This is a genomic window from Mesorhizobium sp. WSM3864 (assembly GCF_002294955.1).
Lineage (GTDB): Bacteria > Pseudomonadota > Alphaproteobacteria > Rhizobiales > Rhizobiaceae > Mesorhizobium.
On the sequence record NZ_NSGD01000014.1, the window covers coordinates 20,684 to 44,652 of the forward strand.

At 63.5% G+C, this 23,969-nt stretch carries 27 protein-coding genes; 14 read left to right on the forward strand and 13 right to left on the reverse strand.

Going from position 1 to position 23,969, the window contains the following annotated elements:
• Nucleotides 1-61 precede the first annotated feature (61 nt).
• A complete protein-coding gene (locus CK215_RS23400) occupies nt 62-457 on the forward strand; it encodes an acyl-CoA thioesterase (RefSeq protein ID WP_066994459.1) in 396 nt (131 codons plus the stop codon).
• A 481-nt stretch (nt 458-938) separates the two neighbouring features.
• Here CK215_RS23400 and CK215_RS23410 read toward each other — a convergent pair whose 3' ends face one another.
• Complete coding sequence (locus CK215_RS23410; RefSeq protein WP_066994462.1) at nt 939-1,307, reverse strand: helix-turn-helix domain-containing protein; 369 nt, start codon at nt 1,305-1,307, stop codon at nt 939-941.
• Between the two features lie 92 nt (nt 1,308-1,399).
• Here CK215_RS23410 and CK215_RS23415 point away from each other — a divergent pair, with 92 nt between their 5' ends.
• Nucleotides 1,400-2,005 carry an NADPH-dependent FMN reductase gene (locus CK215_RS23415; RefSeq protein WP_095832334.1) on the forward strand — a complete coding sequence of 202 codons (606 nt, stop codon included), beginning with the start codon at nt 1,400-1,402 and terminating at the stop codon, nt 2,003-2,005.
• A gap of 89 nt (nt 2,006-2,094) precedes the next feature.
• On the opposite strand, the gene CK215_RS23420 is transcribed toward CK215_RS23415, so the two are convergent.
• The gene (locus tag CK215_RS23420) at nt 2,095-2,556 is read right to left on the reverse strand and encodes a gamma-glutamylcyclotransferase family protein (protein ID WP_095832335.1); all 462 of its coding nucleotides are present in this window, start codon (nt 2,554-2,556) and stop codon (nt 2,095-2,097) included.
• Nucleotides 2,557-2,592: 36 nt separating this feature from the next.
• Here CK215_RS23420 and CK215_RS23425 point away from each other — a divergent pair, with 36 nt between their 5' ends.
• Nucleotides 2,593-3,015 (forward strand): GNAT family N-acetyltransferase, encoded by a 423-nt coding sequence (locus CK215_RS23425; RefSeq protein ID WP_095832336.1) that lies wholly within the window; start codon nt 2,593-2,595, stop codon nt 3,013-3,015.
• 35 nt (nt 3,016-3,050) lie between these two features.
• Here CK215_RS23425 and CK215_RS23430 read toward each other — a convergent pair whose 3' ends face one another.
• The 5 genes from CK215_RS23430 to CK215_RS23450 form a co-directional block, all read right to left on the reverse strand.
• Nucleotides 3,051-4,364 (reverse strand): hemolysin family protein, encoded by a 1,314-nt coding sequence (locus CK215_RS23430; protein WP_095823242.1) that lies wholly within the window; start codon nt 4,362-4,364, stop codon nt 3,051-3,053.
• A gap of 94 nt (nt 4,365-4,458) precedes the next feature.
• Nucleotides 4,459-5,166, reverse strand: coding sequence for an LssY C-terminal domain-containing protein (locus CK215_RS23435; RefSeq protein WP_095832337.1), 708 nt, complete (start codon nt 5,164-5,166; stop codon nt 4,459-4,461).
• Between the two features lie 72 nt (nt 5,167-5,238).
• Nucleotides 5,239-5,991: an extensin family protein gene (locus CK215_RS23440; protein ID WP_245418779.1), complete on the reverse strand. Its 753-nt coding sequence runs from the start codon at nt 5,989-5,991 to the stop codon at nt 5,239-5,241.
• A gap of 185 nt (nt 5,992-6,176) precedes the next feature.
• Nucleotides 6,177-7,211, reverse strand: coding sequence for an extensin family protein (locus CK215_RS23445; RefSeq protein WP_066994925.1), 1,035 nt, complete (start codon nt 7,209-7,211; stop codon nt 6,177-6,179).
• A gap of 193 nt (nt 7,212-7,404) precedes the next feature.
• On the reverse strand, nt 7,405-7,830 hold the full coding sequence (locus CK215_RS23450; RefSeq protein WP_066994478.1) for a DUF3775 domain-containing protein: 426 nt from the start codon (nt 7,828-7,830) through the stop codon (nt 7,405-7,407).
• A 178-nt stretch (nt 7,831-8,008) separates the two neighbouring features.
• Here CK215_RS23450 and CK215_RS23455 point away from each other — a divergent pair, with 178 nt between their 5' ends.
• From CK215_RS23455 to greA, 3 genes are all read left to right on the forward strand, one after another.
• Nucleotides 8,009-8,548, forward strand: coding sequence for a tetratricopeptide repeat protein (locus CK215_RS23455; protein ID WP_066994481.1), 540 nt, complete (start codon nt 8,009-8,011; stop codon nt 8,546-8,548).
• Nucleotides 8,549-8,558: 10 nt separating this feature from the next.
• Nucleotides 8,559-8,735 carry a hypothetical protein gene (locus CK215_RS31405; RefSeq protein WP_156752633.1) on the forward strand — a complete coding sequence of 59 codons (177 nt, stop codon included), beginning with the start codon at nt 8,559-8,561 and terminating at the stop codon, nt 8,733-8,735.
• A gap of 88 nt (nt 8,736-8,823) precedes the next feature.
• Nucleotides 8,824-9,297 carry a transcription elongation factor GreA gene (greA, locus tag CK215_RS23460; protein ID WP_027168132.1) on the forward strand — a complete coding sequence of 158 codons (474 nt, stop codon included), beginning with the start codon at nt 8,824-8,826 and terminating at the stop codon, nt 9,295-9,297.
• A 3-nt stretch (nt 9,298-9,300) separates the two neighbouring features.
• On the opposite strand, the gene waaC is transcribed toward greA, so the two are convergent.
• From waaC to rfaD, 3 genes are read right to left on the reverse strand one after another with little or no spacing between them, the layout of a single operon-like run.
• Nucleotides 9,301-10,275 carry a lipopolysaccharide heptosyltransferase I gene (gene waaC / locus CK215_RS23465; RefSeq protein ID WP_095832339.1) on the reverse strand — a complete coding sequence of 325 codons (975 nt, stop codon included), beginning with the start codon at nt 10,273-10,275 and terminating at the stop codon, nt 9,301-9,303.
• The gene (gene waaF, locus CK215_RS23470) at nt 10,272-11,279 is read right to left on the reverse strand and encodes a lipopolysaccharide heptosyltransferase II (RefSeq protein WP_095832340.1); all 1,008 of its coding nucleotides are present in this window, start codon (nt 11,277-11,279) and stop codon (nt 10,272-10,274) included. The genes waaC and waaF overlap by 4 nt, the downstream gene beginning before the upstream one ends.
• On the reverse strand, nt 11,252-12,202 hold the full coding sequence (gene rfaD / locus CK215_RS23475; protein WP_095832341.1) for an ADP-glyceromanno-heptose 6-epimerase: 951 nt from the start codon (nt 12,200-12,202) through the stop codon (nt 11,252-11,254). The genes waaF and rfaD overlap by 28 nt, the downstream gene beginning before the upstream one ends.
• A gap of 315 nt (nt 12,203-12,517) precedes the next feature.
• Here rfaD and CK215_RS23480 point away from each other — a divergent pair, with 315 nt between their 5' ends.
• The 5 genes from CK215_RS23480 (at nt 12,518) to CK215_RS23500 (ending at nt 16,396) form a co-directional block, all read left to right on the forward strand.
• Nucleotides 12,518-12,877, forward strand: coding sequence for a thioesterase family protein (locus CK215_RS23480; protein WP_210201685.1), 360 nt, complete (start codon nt 12,518-12,520; stop codon nt 12,875-12,877).
• A 47-nt stretch (nt 12,878-12,924) separates the two neighbouring features.
• On the forward strand, nt 12,925-13,557 hold the full coding sequence (locus tag CK215_RS23485; protein WP_095832343.1) for a LysE family translocator: 633 nt from the start codon (nt 12,925-12,927) through the stop codon (nt 13,555-13,557).
• Between the two features lie 152 nt (nt 13,558-13,709).
• The gene (gene rfaE1 / locus CK215_RS23490; RefSeq protein WP_082980447.1) at nt 13,710-15,200 is read left to right on the forward strand and encodes a D-glycero-beta-D-manno-heptose-7-phosphate kinase; all 1,491 of its coding nucleotides are present in this window, start codon (nt 13,710-13,712) and stop codon (nt 15,198-15,200) included.
• A 7-nt stretch (nt 15,201-15,207) separates the two neighbouring features.
• Entirely contained in the window at nt 15,208-15,780 is a 573-nt protein-coding gene (locus CK215_RS23495) for an SIS domain-containing protein (RefSeq protein ID WP_067326675.1), read from the forward strand.
• Nucleotides 15,773-16,396, forward strand: a complete 624-nt coding sequence (locus CK215_RS23500; RefSeq protein WP_095832344.1) for an HAD family hydrolase — start codon at nt 15,773-15,775, stop codon at nt 16,394-16,396. The genes CK215_RS23495 and CK215_RS23500 overlap by 8 nt, the downstream gene beginning before the upstream one ends.
• A gap of 77 nt (nt 16,397-16,473) precedes the next feature.
• Here the strand turns inward: CK215_RS23500 and CK215_RS23505 are convergent, their stop codons facing one another.
• Complete coding sequence (locus CK215_RS23505; RefSeq protein ID WP_095832345.1) at nt 16,474-16,950, reverse strand: Lrp/AsnC family transcriptional regulator; 477 nt, start codon at nt 16,948-16,950, stop codon at nt 16,474-16,476.
• A 220-nt stretch (nt 16,951-17,170) separates the two neighbouring features.
• Here CK215_RS23505 and trxB point away from each other — a divergent pair, with 220 nt between their 5' ends.
• Together trxB and CK215_RS23515 are read left to right on the forward strand one after the other, a co-directional pair.
• Entirely contained in the window at nt 17,171-18,145 is a 975-nt protein-coding gene (gene trxB / locus CK215_RS23510) for a thioredoxin-disulfide reductase (protein ID WP_095832346.1), read from the forward strand.
• 72 nt (nt 18,146-18,217) lie between these two features.
• Nucleotides 18,218-19,114 carry a LysR family transcriptional regulator gene (locus CK215_RS23515; RefSeq protein ID WP_095777339.1) on the forward strand — a complete coding sequence of 299 codons (897 nt, stop codon included), beginning with the start codon at nt 18,218-18,220 and terminating at the stop codon, nt 19,112-19,114.
• Between the two features lie 821 nt (nt 19,115-19,935).
• Here CK215_RS23515 and CK215_RS23520 read toward each other — a convergent pair.
• Nucleotides 19,936-21,987 (reverse strand): elongation factor G, encoded by a 2,052-nt coding sequence (locus CK215_RS23520; RefSeq protein ID WP_095832347.1) that lies wholly within the window; start codon nt 21,985-21,987, stop codon nt 19,936-19,938.
• Nucleotides 21,988-22,260: 273 nt separating this feature from the next.
• On the opposite strand from CK215_RS23520, the gene CK215_RS23525 reads away from it, so the two are divergent.
• Nucleotides 22,261-22,656 (forward strand): cupin domain-containing protein, encoded by a 396-nt coding sequence (locus tag CK215_RS23525; protein ID WP_095832348.1) that lies wholly within the window; start codon nt 22,261-22,263, stop codon nt 22,654-22,656.
• Between the two features lie 59 nt (nt 22,657-22,715).
• Here the strand turns inward: CK215_RS23525 and CK215_RS23530 are convergent, their stop codons facing one another.
• Entirely contained in the window at nt 22,716-23,918 is a 1,203-nt protein-coding gene (locus CK215_RS23530; protein ID WP_095832349.1) for a pyridoxal phosphate-dependent aminotransferase, read from the reverse strand.
• Nucleotides 23,919-23,969 lie beyond the last annotated feature (51 nt).

Sequence of the window (23,969 nt, forward strand, 5' to 3'; positions counted from 1 at the left end):
AGCTTGCGACATCGCGATGGCATTGGTACGGCTTCAGGAAGCAGCGGCTGGAGGACCCCTCATGGTGCACTACGCGGACGGCAAGCCGCTCGGCGACCTGACATTGAGGACGCTCGCCATGCCGTCGGATGCCAATGCCGCCGGCGACATATTTGGCGGCTGGGTGATGGCGCAAATGGACCTGGCCTGCGGCATCCGCGCGGCCGAACGGGCCAAGGGCCGTGTGGTGACGGCGGCGGTCAAGGAGATGTCCTTCGCCAAGCCGATGAAGATCGGCGACACGCTCTGCATCTACACCCATGTCGAGCGCGTCGGCCGCACCTCGATGACGCTCAAGGTCGAGGCCTGGGCGCAGCGTTATCTCGCCGACCTGATGGAGAAGGTCACCCATGCCGATTTCGTCATGGTGGCGCTCGACGGCGACGGCAAGCCGAAGCCGGTCCCAGCCGAAAGCTGACGGCGAACGATTCCCCGGACAGGCAAATTTGTAACAACTCTTGCGCGGGACGTGCGTACGACGACATCCGATGGTTGCTTCCGCACCCGACGGTGCGTGCCGCTGGAGGAAAGACAATGCGTCAACACATGCTGAACGGCTGGCTCGTGGCAGCCCTTCTCGCACTCATCTGCCTGCTCGGCATAACTGCCTATGCAGAAGTGAAAAAAGAGCTCCCACGCACCGCGTGGATGCAGGGCCCCGGGGCGGAGCAGAGTCAGGGAGCGATGTGCGCAATCTGCTCCTTGGCGCCGCGTGGCAGTACGACGTCAGAAGCCTGAATGTCGCGTCTCAGACGCGACCAAAGCCGTCAGGGTCGGGGCGGGGCATTAGAGGTTGATGTGCCCTCCGAATACGAAGTCAAAAAGACACAACTGCAGACTCCTTGCGTAGTCAGCAACGCTGCGGCGCGATGCTCGCAACACATTGAGCTTCAAGGCTTTCAGGGATGCTCGCCATCGAATTTCGCGCGTGCCGCGCGTACTCGATTGGTATTCTTTCGTGCCCATTCGCCGAGCGCGCCAACCGGCACCAGCAACTCGTGGCCGAGCTCGGTCAGCTCGTAATCGACGCGCGGCGGAATGGTCGGAAAAACCTTGCGCGTGACAAAGCCGTCCCGTTCCAGGCCGCGCAAGGTGATGGTCAGCATTTTCTGTGAGATGCCGCCGACGGCCGTGCGCAATTCATTGAAGCGCATCGGTCCGCCGCCCAGCTTGCCGACCACCAAAACGGTCCATTTGTCGCCGACCCGTTGCAGGATTTCCGATACGGCCCGGCAGTCCTCGGTGTTGTACGGGTGCCTCGGTAACAAAAATGTGCCTCCTTGCGCGCCACTTTGTCAGTATCACATATAGCGCCGGTATCCAAACGATACCGAAATTCCCCCGCAAGGAGAGCCCCCTTATGTCCAAACCCAAAATCGCCATTGTCGTCGGTTCGACGCGCGCCGCCCGCTTCGCCGACGTCCCGACGCAGTGGATCGCCAAGATTGCCAAGACGCATGCCGATATCGACGTCGAAGTCGTTGATTTGCGCGACTGGCCGCTGCCGTTCTTCGATGAGGTCGCATCCTCCGCCTGGGCGCCGTCGCAGAACGAGGTGGCGCAGCGCTGGCAGAAGAAGGTCGCCGAGTTCGACGGCTTCATCTTCACCGCGGCCGAATACAATCACGCGCCGACCGCCGTCTTGAAGAACGCCATCGATTACGCCGCCAATGAATGGAACAAGAAGCCGGCTGGTTTCGTCGGCTATGGCAGCGTCGGCGGCGCGCGCGCCGTCGAGCAGCTTCGCCTGATCGCCGTCGAGCTGCAAATGGCGCCGGTCAAGTCGGCAGTGCACATCGCCTGGGGCGATTTCCTTGCGGTCCGCCAGGGCGACAAGAAGCTGGAAGACATCGAGCATCTGAACCAGGCGGCGGCGGCGCTCATCAATGACGTTGCCTGGTGGGCGAAGGTGCTGAAGGCGGCGCGCGCCGCCGAGGCGATCGCCAGTGAAGCCCAGGCGGCTTAAGCCGCTACATCCTCCCAAAATATCATCTACGGGCGGCGCTTGCGCCGCCCTTTTTATTTGCGGAAGCCTCGGTCGTTTGCCTTGGACGGTTAGTCGCTCAAGGGCTTCGCGCTGCTCTCATGAAGTTTGAAACGCCGATCTTCGTAGAAATCCAGATATCCCGAATGGACGGGATCCGCGAGACGGCGGGATTTCATGTAAGCCTGCGCCAGGACATGCGGACCGCCTTCAATAGGCTCAACCTCGATCGGGACGCGCAGATTGCCGGGCTGGCCAACGGATTCGATGCGGTCAAGCCTGGCCAGGGCGCGGTCGTCGACCGCGTAGAGCTCGCCCCTCACGTGGAAGCCGCGACCCGGTTCATTGAACATCATCGGCGCGAAGCGAGGTCCGGCAATCAGCATCGGGAAACGCTCAAGGGTCCTGCAGGCACCGAGGGACGCGGCCCCGAACAAACCCGCCTTGTGAAGAGGAAACCCTCTCTTCAAGGTGCCAAACACGAAGAGGTTGACGCGCATTCTCGGGAACGCCGGCCGAAGCTGGAAGTTCATCCGTTTTCGCCATGTTCAGGGCAGGCGCAAATCCGCATGACTCAAGAATTCCCAATCATCCTGTCGACGGACGAAGCCGCGAAAGCCGAGGCCGCCGCGGCGCTCTACCGCTATAACGTCGCCATCACAGGGACGGACGACCGCATTCCCATAGGCGCCGTATTGTGTGATGGCTCGGGCAAAGCTTTGGGCGGCCTATGGGGAAGGACCGAACTCGGCCTTCTGTTCTTGGACATGTTTTTCGTGCCCGCGCATTTACGCGGTCTGTCTTGCGGCGCCCGGTTGCTTGCCGCCGTCGAAGAAGAGGCAAAGGCGCGGGGCTGCAGACGCGCCGTCGTGGAGACCAGCAGCTTTCAGGCGCCTGGATTCTACATCCGCCACGCTTATGTGGAATTCGGCCGCGTTCCGTTCGGGTTCGATGGGCAGGCCCGCGTCTTTCTTCGCAAGGAATTGGCCTGAATCGACGTTGGGAAAACCCGGCAGATCCAGGCTCGCTATCGGCGCGCCATCGGACGGTGGCCGTCGGGCAGGCGGGTGGCGATCAGCTTGTCGATACGCCGGCCGTCGAGGTCGACCACCTCGAAGCGCCAGCCTTGCGCGTCCACGCATTCGCCGGTAGCGGGAAGGTGGTGCAGATGCGACAGCACATAGCCGGCCACCGTCTCGTAGTCGCGGTTCTCCGGCAAGTCGATGCCCAGCACCTCGGCCATCTCGTCAGCCTGCATGTAGCCGGCAAGCAGCCATGAGCCGTCCTCGCGTTTGACCGCGTTCTCTTCCTCGCCCGCGTCGAGGTCCGAGCGGAAGACGCCGGTGATCGCTTCCAGGATGTCGGCCGGCGTGACGATGCCTTCGAAATGGCCGTATTCGTCATGGACGAGCGCCATCGGCACGTCCGATTCCCGCAGCCTTTGCAGCACGTCGAGCGCGTCGGCCTGATCATGGACGATTGGCGCGGTGCGCACATGCTGGCGCGGATCCAACACTCTGCCGGCAAGAAGGGCGGCCAGCACGTCGCGCGTCTGGATGACCCCTATCATGGCATCGACATTGCCGTCGCCTGCAGGCAGGCGCGAATGCTGGCTCTCCATCAGAAGCCGCTTGATGGCCCCCTCGTCGGATTGCAGGTTGATCCAGTCGACCTCGGTGCGCGGCGTCATCACGGCGCGCACGGCGCGGTCGCCAAGGCGCATGACGCCGGCGATCATGCGGCGCTCGTCGGATTCGATGGTGCCGTGATGCTCGGCCTCGGCGACCAGCATCTTGATCTCCTCGTCCGTGACCTTCTCTTCCGCCTCGCCGGCCTGGCCAAGCAACCACAAAACCCCGCGGCCGGAAATGTCGAGCAGAAAGACGAGCGGCGCCGATACCTTGGCGAGAATGGTCATCGCCGGTGCGGCGCGGACTGCGACGCGCTCAGGATCCCTGAGCGCGATCTGCTTCGGCACGAGCTCGCCGACGATCAGCGAGGCGTAGGTGATGACCGCGACGACAATGCCGACGCCGATGGGGTCGGCGATGTTCTCGCGGATGCCGGTCGAGGCCAAGTATTGAGCCAGTCGCTCGCCGAGCGTGGCGCCGGAAAAGGCGCCGGAAAGGACGCCGACCAGGGTGATGCCGATCTGCACCGAGGACAGAAACTTGCCGGGATTGGAGCCGAGCGCCAGCGCGCGGCCGGCACCCCTGACATTGCGGTCGATCATCGCCTTGAGGCGGGCCGGCCGCGACGAGACGATAGCCAGCTCCGACATGGCCAAAAGGCCGTTCACCAGGATGAGGGCGGCCACAACGGCGATTTCGACGTATAGCATGCGGCGTCAATAGCATTGCTGCGGTGCATTCGAAAATAGCGGGTTGGGCGTTTTTCGAATTGCGCGGTTTGCTGCTTCGAGAATGCCGGATGCGCTAGGGCAATTGCTTCAACACGCCAACCACCGCCATACCGTCAGTGAAATAGGGATCGTCGCCGCCGTTCCTGCCGTTTTTCGTCGCGCCGATCCCCGGGATCTCGCTGGTCGATGTCAGCATGCCTGCGGTGCTGAGGTCGCCGATCAGGAAGTTGCGCTCGGCGTCGATGTCCGGGCCGATATGGTGGGTGATGGCACCGGTGTCGTGGCTCAGGCCGACGCCGCGGTCGAAGCTGGCGGCACCCAGCCAGAGCGGGCGGCCGTCGTCGCCGACGGTATTTGTCCGCCAGAAGCGGACGTGGTGGCGCCGGTCGGCGCTGTTGCCGACGGGCTTTTCGAAAGCGAGGTCCTGGGCGCGGCCTTCAAACAGCAGGCGGCTGATCGGCGCATCGGGATAGGGTCGGGAGAACAAGACGCTCTCGCCGATGTCGATCGCTGTCCTGAGCGTGACGGCGTCGGCCGTGTCCCAGCCGGCCACGGCAAAGGCGCGGACCACCTCCTTCTCGGTGCCGACAAGTCCGACATTGATCGGGTCGCCGGGAATGCCCTGCGGCGTGTGCGTCACCATCTCGAAGCGCTGCGTGCGGAAGCCGCGCTCGCGCCACGTCCAGAATTCTGGCGCGGCAAGATAGGCAAAGCCCAGATAGAAAGCACAGAAAGCCGCCAGCCAGATCGCCGCGCGTCGTCTAAGGCTTCGCTCACCCACGAAAGACCACTCCCAAGCCTGTGCCCGGCCCACTCTATGCGGTGTTGGGCCGGTTGGGCAGTAGGCTGAGGGTCAGCGGCAGGCGCGGTAGCCGTTCCTGCGGTTCTTGACGTCGAAGTGAAAGTGGTTGCGGTGGTCGTAATTGTAGCCCGGGCCGAGCACCGTGTTGAAATACTGGCAGCCGTCGGCGCGAACATTGTTGAGGAAGCCGCGGGTGCGGAACGCAAACAGGCCAGGCTTGCGAACGTCGATGTCGTTGCCATTGTTGAGCTCGATGCTCATGACGTCGAGCGCATTGCCCTTGCCGTGCTCCGACCAGACGCCCTCGCCGGCGATCTTGCGGCAGGAATAGCTCGAGCCCTGGTGGATCGCCCTGACGCCGGAGAAATAGCGCCAGCGGGCTGCCGGCACGAGCTCGTTCCTGGTCCAGGCGGCGAAGGTCGCGGCCATGTTGCAGGTCAGTGTCGCTGCCGGTTTCATCTCGACGCTGCCGATGGCTGAAACTTTCACCGGGAAATCGATGCCGCACTGGCCTTCGTGGATCGGCTGGATGTCCTGGTAAACGACGCCAAGCCGTTTCAGTTCATTGCGGCAGTCGATCTCGCTGGCCGGCATCTGCTCGGGCGAAGACAAGGGCTCATCCATGCGCGGATAGGCTGCCTGGGTCAGGTAGGGATCGGACGGAACAAGCCTCTGCATGCCGGAATATTGCGGAGCCTCGGGCATGGCGGAGGTCTGGCTGCCGACGTCGACGGCCGGCTGCAGCGAAAAGACATCGCCGGTGGTGCAGGCCGAGACCGCTGTGATTGCGAGCCCCGTTGTCATTCTGACGGCAACGGAGCGCGCACGAGTGCTTAGTCGCGCCAAGGCGAGGCTGGCGCCAAATATTGCGGCCATCGAAAGGCATCCTGTCCCCGGATGGCACAAGTCTAGTCGGCAAGAGTAAAGGAAAGATCAGCGCCGGCATTCACGCCTGGGGCCGAATTGCGGCATCTGTTCTTCGCACCCACTCATTGGCAGAACGTTCCGCCATTCCGTCTCGGTTCGAGGTCGAAGTGGAAGTGCAGCGCATGGTCCGGATCGCTGCCTGGGCCGAGCACCGTCTTGAACGGCCCGCAGGCGGCCTTGCGGATCGTGTTCAGGAAGTTTGCATCTTTTTCGGGCGGCACCGGGCCGACCTCGATCGTCCTGCCGTCGGAGAGTGTGAAGGACGCGATGTCCAGCGCATTGCCGAAGGCGTGCTCCGAAAGCTTTCCACCACCGTTGCGCGGGCGGCAAACAAAGGCGGAGGCCTGGCCGATCGATTTGAGATCGGCGCCAAATTCGGCCTTCGCGGCGGGTTGGATGACTTCGACGGCAAATCGTGCCGCAGCCTCCGCCATTTGGCAGTTGAGTTCGGCTCCGGCGCCTATACTGATCGATTTTCCTAATGTTTTCATGACGATGGGATAGGGAATGGAGCAGCCGATCTCGGCTTCGTGCTCGGCCTTGTGCTCCTCGAATTCGACGCCGAGCGTCTTGAGGCGCTCACGGCAGGCAACCTCCTCCGCCGGCATCTTGTCGGCTGGCAGCTCAGCGGAGCGCGGATCGGGCAGTATTTTGTTGTCGTGGGTATCAGCCGGCTTTTCAGGTGGCTTTGGTGCGGCAGCGGGCGGCTTCGGTTCCGCGATGTCGGGTCGTTGCGTCGGAATCGGCACCGCAGACGGCGCCTCAGGTTCGCCTTCCGTGTCGGTTGACGGCTCGGTGGCCGAAGACTCGGGATGCTGCCGCTTTCCCTCACGAGACTTTTCTTGATTGATCTGGTCGGATGCGTCAGCGTCCTTTGGACCGGCAGCCTTCTGCTCTTCCAGCGTTGCGGTGCCGGCCTTTTGCGCTTCTGCGGGCCGTGGTTCTGGCACCGGAGCATCGGCGGGCAAGATCGGCTGGTCCTGCGTTTGCTGTTGCGCCAGCTTTGGCGCGACTTGCTGCTTGCCGCGCGGTCTCACGCGGTGCTTGATCCTCGGCCGCAGTGGCTGATCGGCCCGCTGCGTCAACGGCTGCTCCATGCGCGGTGTCAGCGGCTGCCTGTGACGATGCTTGGCATCGGCCGGCGTGACCAGCAAAATCCCCGCCGCCAAAGGCAGCGCCAGTCTGCAAAATCCGGAAAAGCTCAGCCTCGCCATCGGCCGGAAACGGGCCCGGCATCGCAAGGTTGCCTTGGACGCTGCGGCGCTGCGATCAAAATCGGTTACCGGTTCGTTACGCGCCGATCGCCTCCAGGCCTTCCTCCAGCCAATCCGCGAGCTGCGGCAGTCCGAGCAGGTACTTTGCGGTGCGCTTGTTGGCGCGCTCGCGCGCGGCCGCCACCGCGTCGACCCATTCGGAAGCTTCGTAGTCGCCGCGGCCCACCCAGGCCAACGCTACGAGCTCGGCCGCTTCATCGACGTTGAGGTCGTTGATCAGCTCGCGGAACTCCTCCTCGGTGAGGTCTTCCGATGCCTCCTCGACAAGGCCGTCGTGATGGTGACTGTCGCGCCTGTCGCCATCGAACTCGACCTCGTGCTCGGCGCCGTCGTCGTAGTCCTCGTTGACGGCGGCGCTCAGCGCCTTGGCCTTCAGGATGAACAGGCGCACGGTATCCGGGTCGATGGAAAGCTCCCATTCCTTCTCGAGGCGCTGCTGCACTGGCCTTTCTCCTCGTCGTGCGCTCGACTGATGATAGCGGATTTGCGGCCCGCGTCACATCCGTTCGCAGAGGCGATGCGCTCCCGACCTCCAAATAGTTTGGCTTTTGACAGGTTTTCGGGATGAAACCGCATCGAAGCGGCGTTAATCTGCCGTTGTCACGCTCAAGGAGGCTCCGATGCGCAGACGTTTGCTTGTTCAGGTCTTGGCTGCTGCCGTTAGCCTGCCGCTGTTCGCGGCGCCTGCATTCACCGCCGGCGAGGGCGGTGGCGGTGGCAGCCAGACTACCACTCAATGCAAGAAGGGTCAGGTCTGGGACAAGAAGAAGAAGAAATGCGTCGTGCCGCAGTACGGCATGCTGGATGACGACAGCATCTACGAGGCAGGCCACGATCTGGCGATGGCCGGGCGCTACGACGAGGCGATCTCGGTGCTGACGCTCGCCGCCAACAAGCAGGATCCGCGCATTCTCAACTATCTCGGCTATTCGCATCGCCATTCCGGCCGTGTCACGGTCGGCCTCGGCTATTACGAGGAAGCGCTGCGCATCGACCCCGACTACACACTGGTGCGCGAATATCTCGGCGAGGCCCATCTGCAAATCGGCGATCTTGCCGGCGCGCAGGAGCAGCTCAAGGAAATCGAGAAGCGGACCGGCAAAAGCTCGCGCGAATACGGCATGTTGTCGGAGCAGATCGAACGTTTCCTGAGGAGCTGATTCTTCATCGATGCTTTTCGAAGTCGGCTGCGAGCAATCGCAGTCGGTTTTTTGCTGCCGGTATTCCGATTTAGCGCCGGACGGCCTTGCAAAAGCGGTGGTGATTTTACTGAACTTCATTTTTGAGCGTGAAAATCGCGCGGAGATCGCTATATTCAGGGAAATTGTGGTGAAACGGTTCCGTTAGCCCGAGGCTGCCGGACCGTTTTCTTTTTGTACCCAACGACAAGGCTATTCCCGAAAAGCGGGGGTAGTGGCAGGAAAGGTCAGGCATCATGATCAAGGTCCCGATGACAGGCGAGGGGTTCGCGTCATTGAAGGAAGAACTGCGCTGGCGCCAGCAGGAAGAGCGTCCACGCATCATCGAGGCGATCTCCGAAGCGCGCTCGCATGGCGACCTGTCCGAAAATGCCGAGTACCACGCGGCTAAAGAGTCGCAGAGCCACAATGAGGGCCGTATCAACGAGCTCGAGGACCTGATCGCGCGCGCCGAGGTGATCGATGTCTCGAAGCTCAGCGGCGACAAGGTGAAGTTCGGCGCCACGGTCGTGCTGGTCGACGAGGACACCGAGGAAAAGAAGACCTATCAAATCGTCGGCGACCAGGAAGCGGACGTGAAGTCCGGCCGTATCTCGATCTCCTCGCCGATCGCGCGCGCGTTGATCGGCAAAGAAGTCGGCGATGCCATCGAGGTCAACGCCCCGGGCGGCGCACGGGGTTACGAGATCGTCCAGGTGCAATTTATTTGAGGGCTAGACTGGCGTTTCCGATCTAAGCACCAGCAGCCGCTCTGCTTCAGCCATCACTTCGGCCGCCGTGACTTTGCCGCCGGCGGGCGCCAGCAGTGTCGATGAATAGGGCCCGCGCGGGCCGGTCAGGCCGGGCTCCGTCGCCAGGAATATGGCGACGGTCGGCAGGCCGAAAGCGCTGGCGAGATGGGTGAGGCCGGTGTCGGCGCCGATGACGAGCGTCGACCGGCCGAGGATCGCAGCGACATCCGCTAGCGGCGATTTCGGAACCAGCACCGTTTCCGGCACGGCGCCGGCGATCGCCTCGGCAACACGCTTCTCCGCTTCGTTCGACCAGGTGACGATCGGTGTAAATTGCTGCGATACCAGTCGGCGCGCAGTCTCGACCCAGTCTTCGACCGGCCATTTCTTGTCTTCGCGGCTGGTGCCGTGCAGCAGGAAAGCCGTTTTGCCTTCAACGCCGGAAAGTCCGCCTGCCGGCGGCACTATGCCGGAGTTGAGCGTCGAGAGGTCCGCCTGATACCCCAGCGCCAGGCTGAACAGGCGTCTGGTGCGCTCGATGGCGTGCAGCTCGCGCCGCACGGCGTATTTGCGCTCGTAGAGCAGCGTCGCCGAGGGCTCGCGGGCGCTGGAGCGGTCGAAGCCGGCGATCGGCGCGCCGGATTGCCTGGCGACCACGGCCGATTTCAACAGCCCCTGTGCATCGATAACCAGGTCGTAGCGGCGCGAGCGAAGCGCACGTCGCAGGCCGGCCATCTCGCGCCATGTGCCGCCGTCGAACGGCTTCTTGCGCCAGCGCCGGAGCGCCACCTTGTGGATGGTTCCGATCGCCGGATGCAAGGCGACGACGGCGGCAAAGGCCTCTTCCACGCACCAGTCGAAGCTTATGTCCGGGCGATTGCGGAGCGCGTCCTCGACGGCCGGGAAGGTGTGGATGACATCGCCCATCGATGATGTCTTGACGATGAGAACCCTCATGCGGCCGCAGGAATTTCAAGCAACCGGTCGGCGGCGGCGGCGACCCGCGCGACATCGAGCGTCTTAAGGCAGTTGAGATGGCCGAGCGGGCAGACCTTGCTGTGGCAGGGCGAGCAGGAGAGATGCAGCCAGATCAGTTCCGAACGATCGGTCAGCGGCGGCGTGTTTTCGGGCGAGGTCGAGCCATAGACGGCGACGATTGGCGTGTCGACGGCGGCGGCCACATGCATCAGTCCGCTGTCGTTCGAGACGGCTATCTTCGCCGCGGCGATCAGGTCGATGGCATCCTCCAGCTTCGTCCGGCCGGCAAGGTCGACGGCGCCCGGCGCAAGCCTCGCGATCTCGCCGGTGACCTCAGAGTCGTTCTTCGAGCCGAGCAAGGCGACGCCCAGGCCTTTTGCCATCATCCCGCGGGCTAGCTCAGCATAGTATTCGCTCGGCCAGCGCTTCGCCGGGCCGAACTCGGCGCCCGGCAACAGGGCGACGAATTCTTTTGCACCCAGCCCGAACCGCGCCAGCAGATCGGCCTGATTGGCCATATCGACGGTGAGCTTCGGCGGGCGAAAAGTGCCGCCGCGCGCCAGGCCGAAATAGGCCTGAGCCGTGCGCCGCTTCACCGCATCGGGCAGCGGAACGATGTCGGTCAGCAGGCCGTAGCGCATTTCCCTCAGATGGCCGACACGGCGCGGAATCCGGGCGAAGAACGGGATCAGCGCCGATTTCCAACTCCCCGGCAGCACATAGGCCATGTCGTAGCGGCCGCGCAGCAGGCGGCCGAAGCGCCTGCGGCTGCGGAATTCGAGCGTGCCGGGCATCAGTGGAAAGTCGATCTGGCAGCGTATTTCGGGCATGCGCTTGACCAGGGGCGCTGCCCAAGCCGGCGCGAGCACGTCGATGGCCGCATTCGGATGCTTTTCCTTCAGCGCGGCGAACAGGCACTGGGCCATGACCATGTCGCCCACCCAGCGTGGGCCGATCACGAGGATCGTTGGGCTTTCAGCCATTGGACATAGTCTCTGACGCCGGTTTCGACGGTGCGGAATTGGCCATTGTAGCCGGCCGCGCGTAAGCGGGACATATCCGCCTCGGTAAAACTCTGATAGCTGCCCTTTAGGTGTTCGGGGAAGGGAACGAACTCGATCTCACCCTTGCCGAGCGTGTCGATCACCGTCTCGGCAATGGCGCGGAACGGCTGGGCGCGGCCGGTGCCGCAGTTGAAGATGCCGCTTGAGCCCCGCTTCCATAGCCATAGATTGACGTCGGCGACGTCGCCGACATGGATGAAGTCGCGGCTCTGCTCGCCGGGGCCGAACCCGCCATAGGCGCCGAACAGCTTCGGGTTCTGGCCCTGCTCGACCTGGTTGAACAAATGGAAGGCAACCGAGGCCATGGCCCCCTTGTGCGCCTCGCGCGGCCCGTAGACGTTGAAATAGCGCAGGCCGGCGACCTGCGAGTGATCGGTGTCGAAGACATTGCGGCGGACATAGTCGTCGAACAGCTTCTTCGAATAGGCGTAGACATTGAGCGGCCGCTCGAATTCGGGCTCTTCGCGAAACTCGTTGCCGCCGCCATAGACCGAAGCCGAGGACGCATAGAGGAAGGGCACCCGCAGCGCCAGGCAGGCGTGCAGCAGGCGCTTCGAATAAGCGTAGTTCACGTCCATCATGAACTTGCCGTTCCATTCGGTGGTGGTCGAGCAGGCGCCCTGATGGAAGACGGCCTCGATGCGGCCCAGCCCGCCATCCTCGAGCCGGGCCGGAAGCTCGTCCTTGTCGAGATAGTCGGCAATGCGGAGATCGGCCAGATTGGCGATCTTGTGGCCGTCGGTCAGATCGTCGACGACCAAGATATCGTCATGGCCTTCGGCATTCAGCGCGGCGACGATGTTGGAGCCGATCATGCCGGCGCCGCCCGTGACGATGATCATCCTTGTGACCCTTGTTTCGTTGCCGATTCCGGCCCTTATAGGGGAGGCGCGAGCAGGTGTCGATAAAAGGTCCCCGGTTGTGGAGCATCGGCTACGACGAATGTAGGGATGGATCGGCAGAACGGCTCGCGAGATAAGCTCTGGCGCGCCGAACGGTACGTCTTCGGTCGAAGCAAGCTATGGTGCCTTTGAGGGCCGTGGCATGAGCCGTCGGTGTGCGTTCTTGCCGTTGGTATAGCCATGACATCCGATCTAAAGCCCGGCCTTCGCCACGTTCAAACCCTGCGGGTCGACGACTCCCTGACGGTTCCGGCAATGACAACGGCCTTTGCGGGTTTCGGCGACATGCCGCCGGTTTTCGCCACCGCCTTCATGGTCGGCTTCATCGAATGGGCATGCGTCGAGGCATTGCGTCCGTTCCTGAGCAGCCATGAGAGAACCGTAGGCACCCATGTCGACGTCAGCCATGTCGCCGCGACACCCGTCGGCATGACCGTCACCGCCGATGTCGAGCTTGTCGCGGTGCAGGGGCGAACGCTGCGCTTCAAGGTATCGTGCAGCGACGAGAATGGATTGATCGGCGAAGGTTTCCACGAGCGCGCGGTCATCGACCATGACAAGTTCATGGCCCGCGTTCTTGCCAAATCAGGGCAGACCGGTTCGTCGCCACAGTGAGGCCGCAAAGCTCCCGCTTCAGTCGGCTCCTATCGTGAGGGATCAAGATGCCGTCGACCGAACTGCTTATCGCCTTCTTCGTCACCACGGCTATCTTCGCCTACATTCCCGGACCGGCCATGCTCTATGCCGCCGCGCAGACCATGGCGCGCGGGCGTTGGTCGGGGCTGACGGCGGCGCTCGGCATCCATCTCGGCGGCTATGTCCATGTCCTTGCCGCCGCAACCGGACTGTCGGTGTTGTTCCATGCCGTGCCGCCGCTTTACATGGCGGTCAAACTTGTCGGCGCGCTGTACCTGATCTGGCTCGGTGTTTCGCTGTTCCGCGCCAAGATCGAGGGAAGCGGCACGCTCCCTGTGATCGAGCGAAAATCGGCGCGTCGCGCCTTTTTGGAAAGCATCACGGTCGAGGTGCTCAATCCCAAGACAGCCATCTTCTTCATGGCGTTCCTGCCGCAGTTCATCGATGCCTCGGCGACCTTACCGGTTTGGCTGCAGTTCGTGGTGCTGGGAACCATTGTCAACCTGATGTTCTCGTCGGCCGACATCGTTTGCGTCTTTCTCGCCGGCGCCATGATTGCGCGGCTGCGGCGCTCCGGTCGCGTGCAGCGCCTTATGCAGCGCGCAGGTGGCGCCGTGCTTGTCGGTCTCGGCGTCCATGTCGCCTTGCAGAAGAGCTGATCCGTCCGGCGCCTTGGCCGGTGCGCGTGCACCGGCCCGCCGTTGCGCTGGCCCCGATTGCGGTATATCGGCATCGCGAAGAATGAAGAGCGCCGCATTTCCGGCGCTGCAACCCCGATCAAGAACCGCCGTTCTCGGCGCGCGCCAGTGAGATGATCAAGCACCATCTGCCTTCCCCGGAGCCCTTGCATCGCACCATCGCCCACTTCGGCGAGGTCACCGTGCTGGTGGTCGGCGATTTCATCCTCGACCGTTTCGTCAACGGCGTCATCGAGCGGATCTCGCCTGAAGCGCCGATCCCGGTGCTGCATGGGCGGGGCGAGGTGGTGGCCCTGGGCGGCGCCGGCAACGTCGTTTCCAACATCGTTTCACTGGGCGGCGCCGCCATCCCGGTCTCCGTCATCGGCGCCGACCAGGCCGGCGACAATCTCATGCGCATGCTCGGCGATCTTGGCGCCGATACGGACGGCCTTGCACAGCGGCAGGACCGCATGACCTCGTCGAAGAGCCGCTTCAGCGCGCTTAACCAGCAGGTGCTGCGTTTCGACGAGGAGGAAATCAAACCGTTGTCCAGTGGCGAGCGGGCGACGCTTGTCGAGCATTTCCAGGCTGCCCTTGCGCGCGCCGATATCGTCATCCTGTCCGACTACGGCAAGGGCATCCTGCTCGACGGCGTGGCGGCCGAACTGATCGCGATCTGCCGCGATGCCGGAAAACCGGTGCTGATCGACCCGAAGGGCCGCGACTATGCGCGCTATGCCGGGGCGACGGCGGTCACGCCCAACCGCAAGGAACTCGGCGAGGCGGTCGGACGCCCGGTCTTCGGCGATGACGAGATCGTCGCTGCGGCACGCGACCTGATTGCCGCGCATGACTTCGAGTTCATCGTCGCGACGCGCAGCGAAAAGGGCATGAGCGTGGTCACCGCGGAGGATGCCCGCCATATCTCCACGCAGGCGCGCGAAGTGTTCGACGTCTCCGGCGCCGGCGACACGGTCATCGCCACCTTCGCGCTGTCGCTCGCCGCGGGCGCCGACCGGGTGCAGGCTGCTACAATCGCCAATGCCGCCGGCGGCGTGGTCGTTGGCAAGCGCGGCACGGCGCGGCTGACAGTGGAGGAGCTTTCCGGCGCGCTGTTCCGCTCGCATGGACCGGTCGCCCACAAGGACGCCATTCTCGACGCCAATGCGGCGGCCAGGATGGTGGCGGCCTGGAAAGAGGAGGGGCTGTCGGTTGGCTTCACCAATGGCTGCTTCGACATTCTGCATGCCGGCCATGTCAGCCTGCTGCACGCCGCGCGCAGCCGATGCGACCGGCTGGTGCTCGGCTTGAACAGCGACGCCTCGGTGCGCCGGCTGAAAGGGCCCGGACGTCCGGTCAACGACCAGCACGACCGCGCCTGCGTGCTCGCGGCGCTCGCCTCGGTCGATGCCGTTGTCGTCTTCGAGGAAGACACGCCGCTCAAGCTGATCGAGGCGCTTCTGCCCGACATCCTGGTCAAGGGCGCGGATTACACGATCGAGACCGTGGTCGGCGCCGACGTGGTGCAGAACGCGGGCGGGCGTGTGGTGCTGGTCGACCTCGTCGCCGGCAAGAGCACCACCAAAACCATCGGCAAGCTGCGCGCCGGCGGCGCGAATTGAGGGTTTCATGTCCGAGCTGAACGACTATCTGGTCCGCTCCGCGGCGGCGATCTCGGCAATGGTCGAGCGCGATCTCACCGGCGAGATGGAGCGCGCGGTGAGCGCGGTCGTGAAGGCGCTGTCACACGGCAAGGCGCTGCTGATCTGCGGCAATGGCGGCTCGGCGAGCGACGCCATCCACATCGCCGGCGAACTGGTCGGCCGGTTTCTTAAAGAGCGCAAGGCCTACAATGTCATCGCGCTGCCGGCCAATGCGGCGGTGCTGACCGCCTGGGGCAACGACTACGGCTTCGACACCGTCTTCTCACGCCAGGTCGAGGCGCATGGGTCGGAAGGCGCGGTATTGCTCGCCATCTCCACCAGCGGCAATTCGCCGAGCATCCTTGCCGCCGCCGAGCAGGCGCGGGCCATGGGCATGACGGTGATCAGCCTCACCGGCGACACCGGCGGCAAGCTCAAGCCGCTCACGGACATCTTGCTCAGCGTGCCGTCGACCTCGACGCCGATCATCCAGCAGGGGCATCTCTGCCTCTATCACCACCTGTGCGAGGCGGTCGAAGCGCGTCTCAGCAATGGCTGACCGCGAAGGGGATTTTCCGCTCGTCGAGCCCGGCCTGTGGATCGAGCGGATTGGCGCCAAGGCGTTTCCGGCTGGCCTGCCGGCACTGTTTCTAGACCGTGACGGCACCATCAATATCGATATCGGCTATCCTGACGATCCGGACGCCATGGTGCTGCGCGACGGTATCGCGCCTGCCATAGAAGCCGCGAATCGGCGCGGCATTCCGGTCATCCTCATCACTAATCAGTCCGGTATCGCGCGCGGCTATTTTGGCTGGGATGCCTTCGCCCGGGTTAATCAGCGGGTGCTCGAACTGCTTGCCGAGAAGAACGCAGCCGTCGACATGGTGCTGGCCTGCGCCTACCACGAGGCCGGTTCGGGCCCGCTGGCGATCGCCGATCATCCGATGCGCAAGCCCAATCCGGGCATGCTGCTCGAGGCAGGGCGCCGCCTCGGCCTCGATCTCAAGCGATCGCTGATCGTCGGCGACAAGCCGGCCGACATGGAAGCAGGCCAGCGCGCCGGCCTCGAGCGCGGCTGGCTTGTCGATGGCGAAGCCACACCGATGGGCGGCTTTTCCGTTTTGCCGCTGCGCGATGTGCGGGACCTGGAAGGTCTGCTCACCGCGATATGATCGCAATGATCGCGGATTGATTCAAAATTCAGCGCCAAACCGCTGTTTTTCCAGCGGCTTCACCGGAAGCCGGCGCATTAAGCCGGAAAGGCGACCAGCCCCTCATCCTTGACCCGGCGGATGGTCAGCGCGGTGCGCACCGTGTCGACATTCGGCGCCGAGGCGAGCTCCTCGATGACGAAGGTCTGGAAGGTGCCAAGGTCGCTTGCCACGCAATGCAGCAGGAAATCGGACTCGCCCGACACCATCCAGGCATCGCGAACGATCGGCCAGCCCCTCGTCCGCTCGGCAAAAGCCTTGAGCTCGGCGTCGGCCTGATGGTGCAGCCCGATCAGGCAGAAGGCGACGACATCCATGCCGAGCGCCGGCGCATTGAGGAGCGCACGGTAACCGCGGATGATGCCGGCCTCTTCCAGTCGCCTGACGCGGCGCAGGCAAGGCGGCGCCGAGATGCCGACGCGGCCGGACAAGTCGACATTGGTCATACGACCGTCACTCTGCAGCTCTCGCAGGATCTTCCAGTCGATGGCGTCGAGATCGGCTTTGAGCGGCATGATCGGCTTTCGCGCAAGAATCTTTCGCGATTTTGTAATTTGGTTTCGCGCGCGAGGCCATCCCTTTGCGATGATTTTTCTGCAACTGGCTGCGATATGGCCCTGTATACCGCTATGAAGCTTTCCGGGGACGAAGGCCAAGCTGCCTTGCTGGCTTGGCGGGCAGCACTTACATTACCGGCAACAAAACCACGGCCCTCGCGCCGCAGGGGACTTTTTCATGAACACCAGACACGCGCCCGTTCTCATCATCGGCTCCGGGCCGGCCGGCTACACCGCGGCGATCTATGCCGCCCGCGCCATGCTGAAGCCGATGCTTGTCGCCGGCCTGCAGCAGGGCGGTCAGCTGATGATCACCACCGACGTCGAAAACTATCCGGGCTTCGCCGATCCGATCCAGGGCCCCTGGCTGATGGAGCAAATGCTCAAGCAGGCCGAGCATGTCGGCACCGAGATCGTCAACGACATCATCACCGAGGTCGACCTCAACGTGCGGCCGTTCCGCGCCACCGGCGATTCCGGCACCGTCTACGCCGCCGACGCTTTGATCATCGCCACCGGCGCGCAAGCCAAGTGGCTGGGTATCCCGTCCGAGCAGACCTTCATGGGCTTCGGCGTCTCGGCCTGCGCCACCTGCGACGGCTTCTTCTATCGCGGCAAGGATGTCGCCGTGGTCGGCGGCGGCAATTCGGCGGTGGAGGAGGCGCTCTACCTCGCCAACCTCGCCAAGAGCGTCACCGTTATTCACCGCCGCAACGATTTCCGCGCCGAGCGCATCCTGCGCGAGCGGCTGTTCAAGAAGGACAATGTCCGCATCATCTGGGATACCGCCGTCGACGAGATCACCGGGCAGCCGGGCAAGGCACCGCTGCCGCCTTCGGTCGACGGCTTGAAGCTGCGCAATGTGATGACGGGCGAAGTGTCGCGGCTGCAGGTCGATGGCGTCTTTGTCGCGATCGGCCATGCGCCGGCGGTCGAGCTTTTCATCGGCAAGCTGAAGCAGAAGCCGAACGGCTATCTGTGGACGGCGCCCGATTCGACCCGTACCGACGTTCCTGGCGTTTTCGCTGCCGGCGACGTTACCGACGATGTCTACCGGCAAGCGGTTACAGCTGCCGGGCTCGGTTGCATGGCCGCGCTCGAGGCGGAGAAATATCTGGCGGGGATCGAGGTTCACCGCGAAGCGGCGGAATAATCGATCGGCTGAAAAAAGCCGTTTGAAAGCCTGATTTTTCATTCAGACGCCAAAGGCAACACGAGGGGAATCATGGCGCTGGACTGGGACAAGCTACGCGTGTTTCACGCTGCGGCAGAGGCTGGGTCGTTTACCCATGCCGCCGAAACGCTGCACCTGTCGCAGTCGGCGATCTCGCGGCAGGTCAGCGCGCTCGAGCATGACGTCGGCGTGGCGCTGTTCCATCGCCACGCGCGTGGCCTCGTGTTGACCGAGCAGGGCGAGATGCTGTTCCGAACGGCACATGACGTGCTGATGAAGCTGGAGACGATCAAGTCGCGGCTGACCGAGACCAAGGATCGCCCGTCCGGCGTGCTGAGGGTCACGACAACGGTGGGGCTCGGGGCCGGCTGGCTGACCGAGCGCGTGCAGGAATTCATCGAGCTCTACCCCGAGATCAGCCTGCAGCTCATCCTCGCCAACGAGGAGCTCGACCTCACCATGCGTCAGGCCGATTGCGCCATCCGCCTGCGCCAGCCGCAGCAGCCGGATCTTATCCAGCGCCGGTTGTTCACGGTGCATTTCCACCTTTATGCGTCGCCTTCCTATGTGGCGAAGTTCGGCAAGCCCGCCTCGATCGCCGAGCTCAGGAACCACCGGATCGTCACCTTCGGCGTGCCGGTGCCTTCGCATCTGTCGGAGCTGAACTGGCTGGAGACGGTGGGCGATTTCGAGGGCGGGCAAAGGGTGCCGACGCTGCAGATCAACGACATCCTGTCGATCAAGCGCGCGGTCCAGGGCGGCGCCGGCATCGCCATGCTGCCCGACTACGTCATCAACAAGGACTCGAACCTCGTCCAGTTGCTGCCCGAAACCGAGGTGCCGTCCTTCGACACCTATTTCGCCTATCCCGACGCGATGAAGAACCAGGCGAAGCTGCACGTGTTCCGCGATTTCATCATCGCCAAGGCGCGCAGTTGGTCCTACTAGCAGGACCTGCCGATATTCGGGTGGTGCCGGCCTGACCTGGCCCACGACAGGGACTTAATCGCGCCATGGCGTGGGGCAGCCAGCCGGAGACAGCGCGCCCGGGACGGAGACAAAGATCAAGGCGCTGCCGGCAATTGCCGAAAAGTTCGCATCGGGCTCTCCTGCCGCAGAAATAAACGCGACCAGCCCAAGTTCGCATCATTGTGAATTTAGCGTATTTCGGCACCGGAATCTGACCCGGTTTGCATATCAGCGATCGCTTTCAGTCGGGAACGGCTCTGGATTCGGCGATTTTTTCTGGTCCTATCGGTTCTCGCGACGGATTAGACCACAGCCTACCTCTTTTTGCATGCGTGTGTTGCAAAATAGATGCTTGTTTCTTGAGCATGATGAGCACATATATAGTTGATCTCCAGGGCGCGTTCTCCTCCCATTAGCGCCCTCGAGTGTTCCCCTCTGGAGGTTAGCCCTAATCGGCACTTCCAATCAAACTCAGCCGGATCTTTATTGATCCGGCTTTTTTGTTGCGCCGAAGTCACGCCGACACCAGAAATGCGTGCGCGCGGCCCGCGTAACAGTGACATGTAACATCGGGTAACATGTCGCAGACGCACTCTATCGATTAGGTAGATCATAGGACGCGGTTGGTCGGTCCGGGAGATGGGGGCATCACTCGGACAGGCCGGGCTCAGGCAGCTACCGCGTCCGATCCATTTCCTGATGCGGCGGACCTGCCGTTGCCTCCCAAGGAAGACAGTCCGCAATTAAGAACGGCGCCCGGACGATCCGGGCGCCGTTTTCGCGTCTTCAACAAGATCCGATCAGGCGGCCTTGCCGTTGGCGTTCATCGCCTCGTCGGCGAGGCGCCCGGTCAGCTCGGCCATATGGTCGAAGACGGCCTTGTAGCTGGCGACGCCTGCCGTCGCCGAGCGCAGCTCGATGATCAGGTCGCCGATCTCGGCCTGGGGCATGGTCGCTTCGACCACGTCCCAGCCCGGCCAGCCGGGCCGCGCGTCATAGCCAAGGATCTGGCCGCGCCGCTGCGGGATCAAAGCGATAATCCTCGAGGTCGCATCTGAAGGCGTGACGATCTCGACCTTCATGATCGGTTCCAGCAGAACCGGCGAACAGGCCGCCATGCCTTCCTTCATCGCCAGCTTGGCCGCCATCTGGAAGGCCATGTCGGACGAGTCGACGGCATGATAGGAGCCGTCCAAAAGGTTGACGGCGACATCGACCACCGGGAAGCCGAGCGGACCGGATTTCAGATAGTCGCGGATGCCGGTCTCCACCGACTGGATGTAGGTTTTTGGCACGACGCCGCCGGTGATGGTGTCGGTGAACTGGAAACCCGTGCCGCGCGGCAGCGGTTTGATCTCGATCACCACGTCGCCGAACTGGCCGTGGCCGCCCGACTGTTTCTTGTGGCGGCCGCGCTGCTGTGCGGATTTGCGGATCGTCTCGCGATAGGGAACCGCCGGCGAGTGGCCATCGATCGGGATCTGGTTCTTGCCCTCCAGCCGCTCGCGCACGACGCGCAGGTGCATTTCGCCATGGCCCGACAATACGGTCTCCGCGGAGTCCTGGTTGTGGTGCAGGCTGAGCGAGGGGTCTTCCTCGGCTAGCCTCTGGATCGCTGCCGACATCTTGACCTCGTCCTTGCGCTCCTTGGGGCGCAAAGCGAATGCGAACACCGGTTGCGGGGGCTCCAGCACGATCAGCGGCTTGATGCCGCCTTTGGCCGAACTCAGCGTTTGGCCGGTCCTGACATTGTCGAGCTTGCCGAGCGCGACGGTATCGCCAGCCTTGGCCGACGGCAGCTTCAACTGGTCTTTGCCAAGCATCTTGTAGATGCCGGAGACCTTCGTCGTGTCGCCGCTGGAGAGGAAGAGTTCGGCCGCGTCGGCCACCTGGCCGGAAAGCACACGCGAAATAGACAGTTTGCCGCCATGCGCGGTGTGGATGGTCTTCATCACCTGCACGACCGTCTGGCTGCCATCGGGCGCGCCAAGGCGCTTGCGCGTCGCCTCGACGTCAGGCGCGTCGTGGCGGATAGCCTTCAACAGGCGCAGCACACCGTTGCCCTTCTCGGCGGTACCGATCAGCACCGGCGTCACCGAGCCGGCGCGCAGGTCGGCGGCAAGGTCATCGAAGATCGCGTCCTTCGGCGGCTCGATCTCCTCCAGCAACTGCTCCATCAACTGGTCGTCATGGTCGGCCAGCGTCTCCAGCATCGAGAACCGTGCCTCGAGCTCGCGCGCCTTGTCGTCGTCCGGAATCTCGGCGACCTGGCTTTCGGCATATTCGCGGTAGACATAGGCGCGCTCCAAGGCCAGATCGATCGAGCCGATGACGACACCATCCTTGCGCAAGGGAATCTGGCGCAGCAGCAGCGGCGCCGAGCTGGCCGGCTGCAGCATCTTTAGCGTCTCGCGCACGCCGGCGACCGCCTTGTCCACCTTGTTGAGGAACAGGATGCGCGGCACGCCGAGGTCGTCGAGCTTGCGCATGATGAGCTGAAGCGCGGGTATCTTCTTTTCGTCCGCTTCGGCCACGACCACGGCGACATCGCAGGCGGCAAGCACCGGCTCCGCCTCGAAGGCGAACTCGATGGAACCGGGGCAATCGACGAAGGTGAACTGCTCGCCCATGAATTCCGTCGTGGCAAAGGTCGCCTCGACGCTCATGGCGTGGGCGCGGGCTTCTGGCGAATGATCGGAAACCGTGTTGCCCGATGAAACGGGATTCTGGCGGGGAATGGCGCCCGTGCGGGCGAGGATAGCTTCGAGAAGTGTCGTCTTACCGCTTGCGAAGGGACCGACTATGGCGATGCATTTCGGTCCCGTGCGTCGTCCTCCGGCGCGATTACCCATGGCTGACCTCCACTCAGGCGTTTCCCTGGGAGCGGCGGCCGGCCTGTTCAGCCGTCGCGGGCGGGGTTGTTGCTCACCACCTGCCAAGGCCATCGTCACACGGGTTAGCGGAGAGGGCAAGGAAAATAGGAAATGCGCCGGCTTTGGTTTTGTGCTCGGTTTCGAACAGCCCGGTGGCTCAAGCGCTCAAAGGCGATTGCGTCGGTCGCCATATAGCAAGAAAATGACCTCCCGCTGCGGCGGACGGTCCCTAACGATTTGAGAGTTTCTACGATGAAGATCATTGCGTGCGGCAGCGTGCCGACGATCATCGCGCCTGAAAAGTATTTCACCGGCAAGGTGCTGCAGACGCCGATCATCGAGAAGGAGGCGCCGGCGCGGCTGAGGGCAACCCTGGTCAGTTTCGAACCGGGCGCCCGCACGCATTGGCACACGCACCCGCTCGGCCAGACGCTCTACGTCACGGGCGGCGCCGGGCTTGCGCAAACGTGGGGCGGGCCGATGGAGGTGATCAGGGCCGGCGACGTCATCTCCTTCGCGCCGGGCGAAAAGCACTGGCACGGCGCCGGGCCGAAGACCACGATGACGCATGTCGCCATGCAGGAAGCGCTGGACGGCGTCCATGCCGAGTGGCTCGAGGCGGTCTCCGACGAACAGTATGGCGGCTGATTGCCGTCCAACAAAAACCCGGCGCGAAGCCGGGTTTTTGTGGATGGCGGCGTTGCCGATCAGGTCAGCGACGCAGTGAAGCGCTGGATGCGGGCGCAGGCTTCCTCCAGCAGCGCCTCCGATGTTGCGTAGGAGATGCGGAAGTTCGGGCCGAGGCCGAAGGCCGATCCGAACACAACGGCAACGCCTTCGGCGTCGAGCAGCTCCGAGCAGAAGGCTTCGTCATTGTCGATGACCTTGCCGGCCTTCGTCTTCTTGCCGATCAGCTCAGCGCAGGACGGATAGACGTAGAAGGCGCCTTCCGGCGATGGGCACGAGATGCCGCGCGCCTGGTTGAGCATCGACACGACGAGGTCGCGCCGGCCCTGGAAGATCGCCTTGTTCTTGGCGATGAAGTCCTGCGGGCCGTTGAGCGCCTCGACGGACGCCCATTGCGCAATGGTGCAGGCGCCGGAAGTCTGCTGGCCCTGGATCATGTCCATTGCCTTGATCAGCGGCACCGGGCCGGCGGCGTAGCCGATACGCCAGCCGGTCATGGCATAGGCCTTCGACACGCCGTTCATGGTCAGCGTGCGCTCGTAGAGGCTCGGTTCGACCTCGGCGATGGTCTTGAAGACGAAGTCGCCATAGGTCAGGTGCTCATACATGTCGTCGGTCAGCGTCCAGACATGCGGGTGCTTGAGCAGCACGTCGGCCAGGGCCCTGAGTTCACGCTCGGTGTAAGCGGCGCCCGATGGGTTGGACGGCGAGTTCATCAGCAGCCATTTCGTCTTCGGCGTGATCGCCCTTTCCAGCACCTCAGCCGTCAGCTTGAAGCCGTTGTCGATCGAGGTGTCGGCAAAGACGGACGTGCCGCCGCAGATCGCCACCATTTCCGGGTAGCTCACCCAATAGGGCCGCGGGATGATGACCTCGTCGCCGGGGTTCAGCGTCGCCATGAAGGCGTTGAACAGGATCTGCTTGCCGCCGGTGCCGACGATGGTCTGCTCCGGTCGATAGTCGAGATTGTTCTCGCGCTTGAATTTTTTGGCGATCGCCTCGCGCAGCGGCGCGATGCCGGAGACCGGCGGGTACTTGGTCTCGCCACGGCGGATCGCCTCGATCGCCGCGTTCTTGATGTTATCGGGCGTGTCGAAGTCCGGCTCGCCGGCGCCGAGGCCGATGACGTCACGGCCGGCATTTTTCAGCTCACGCGCTTTCTGCGTCACCGCGATAGTCGCGGAAGGCTTCACGCGGGAAAGGGCGTCGGCAAGAAAGGCCATGACAGAGCGTCTCCAAGAGAAGGGCGCGGCCAGGATCGGCCGCGGCGCCTC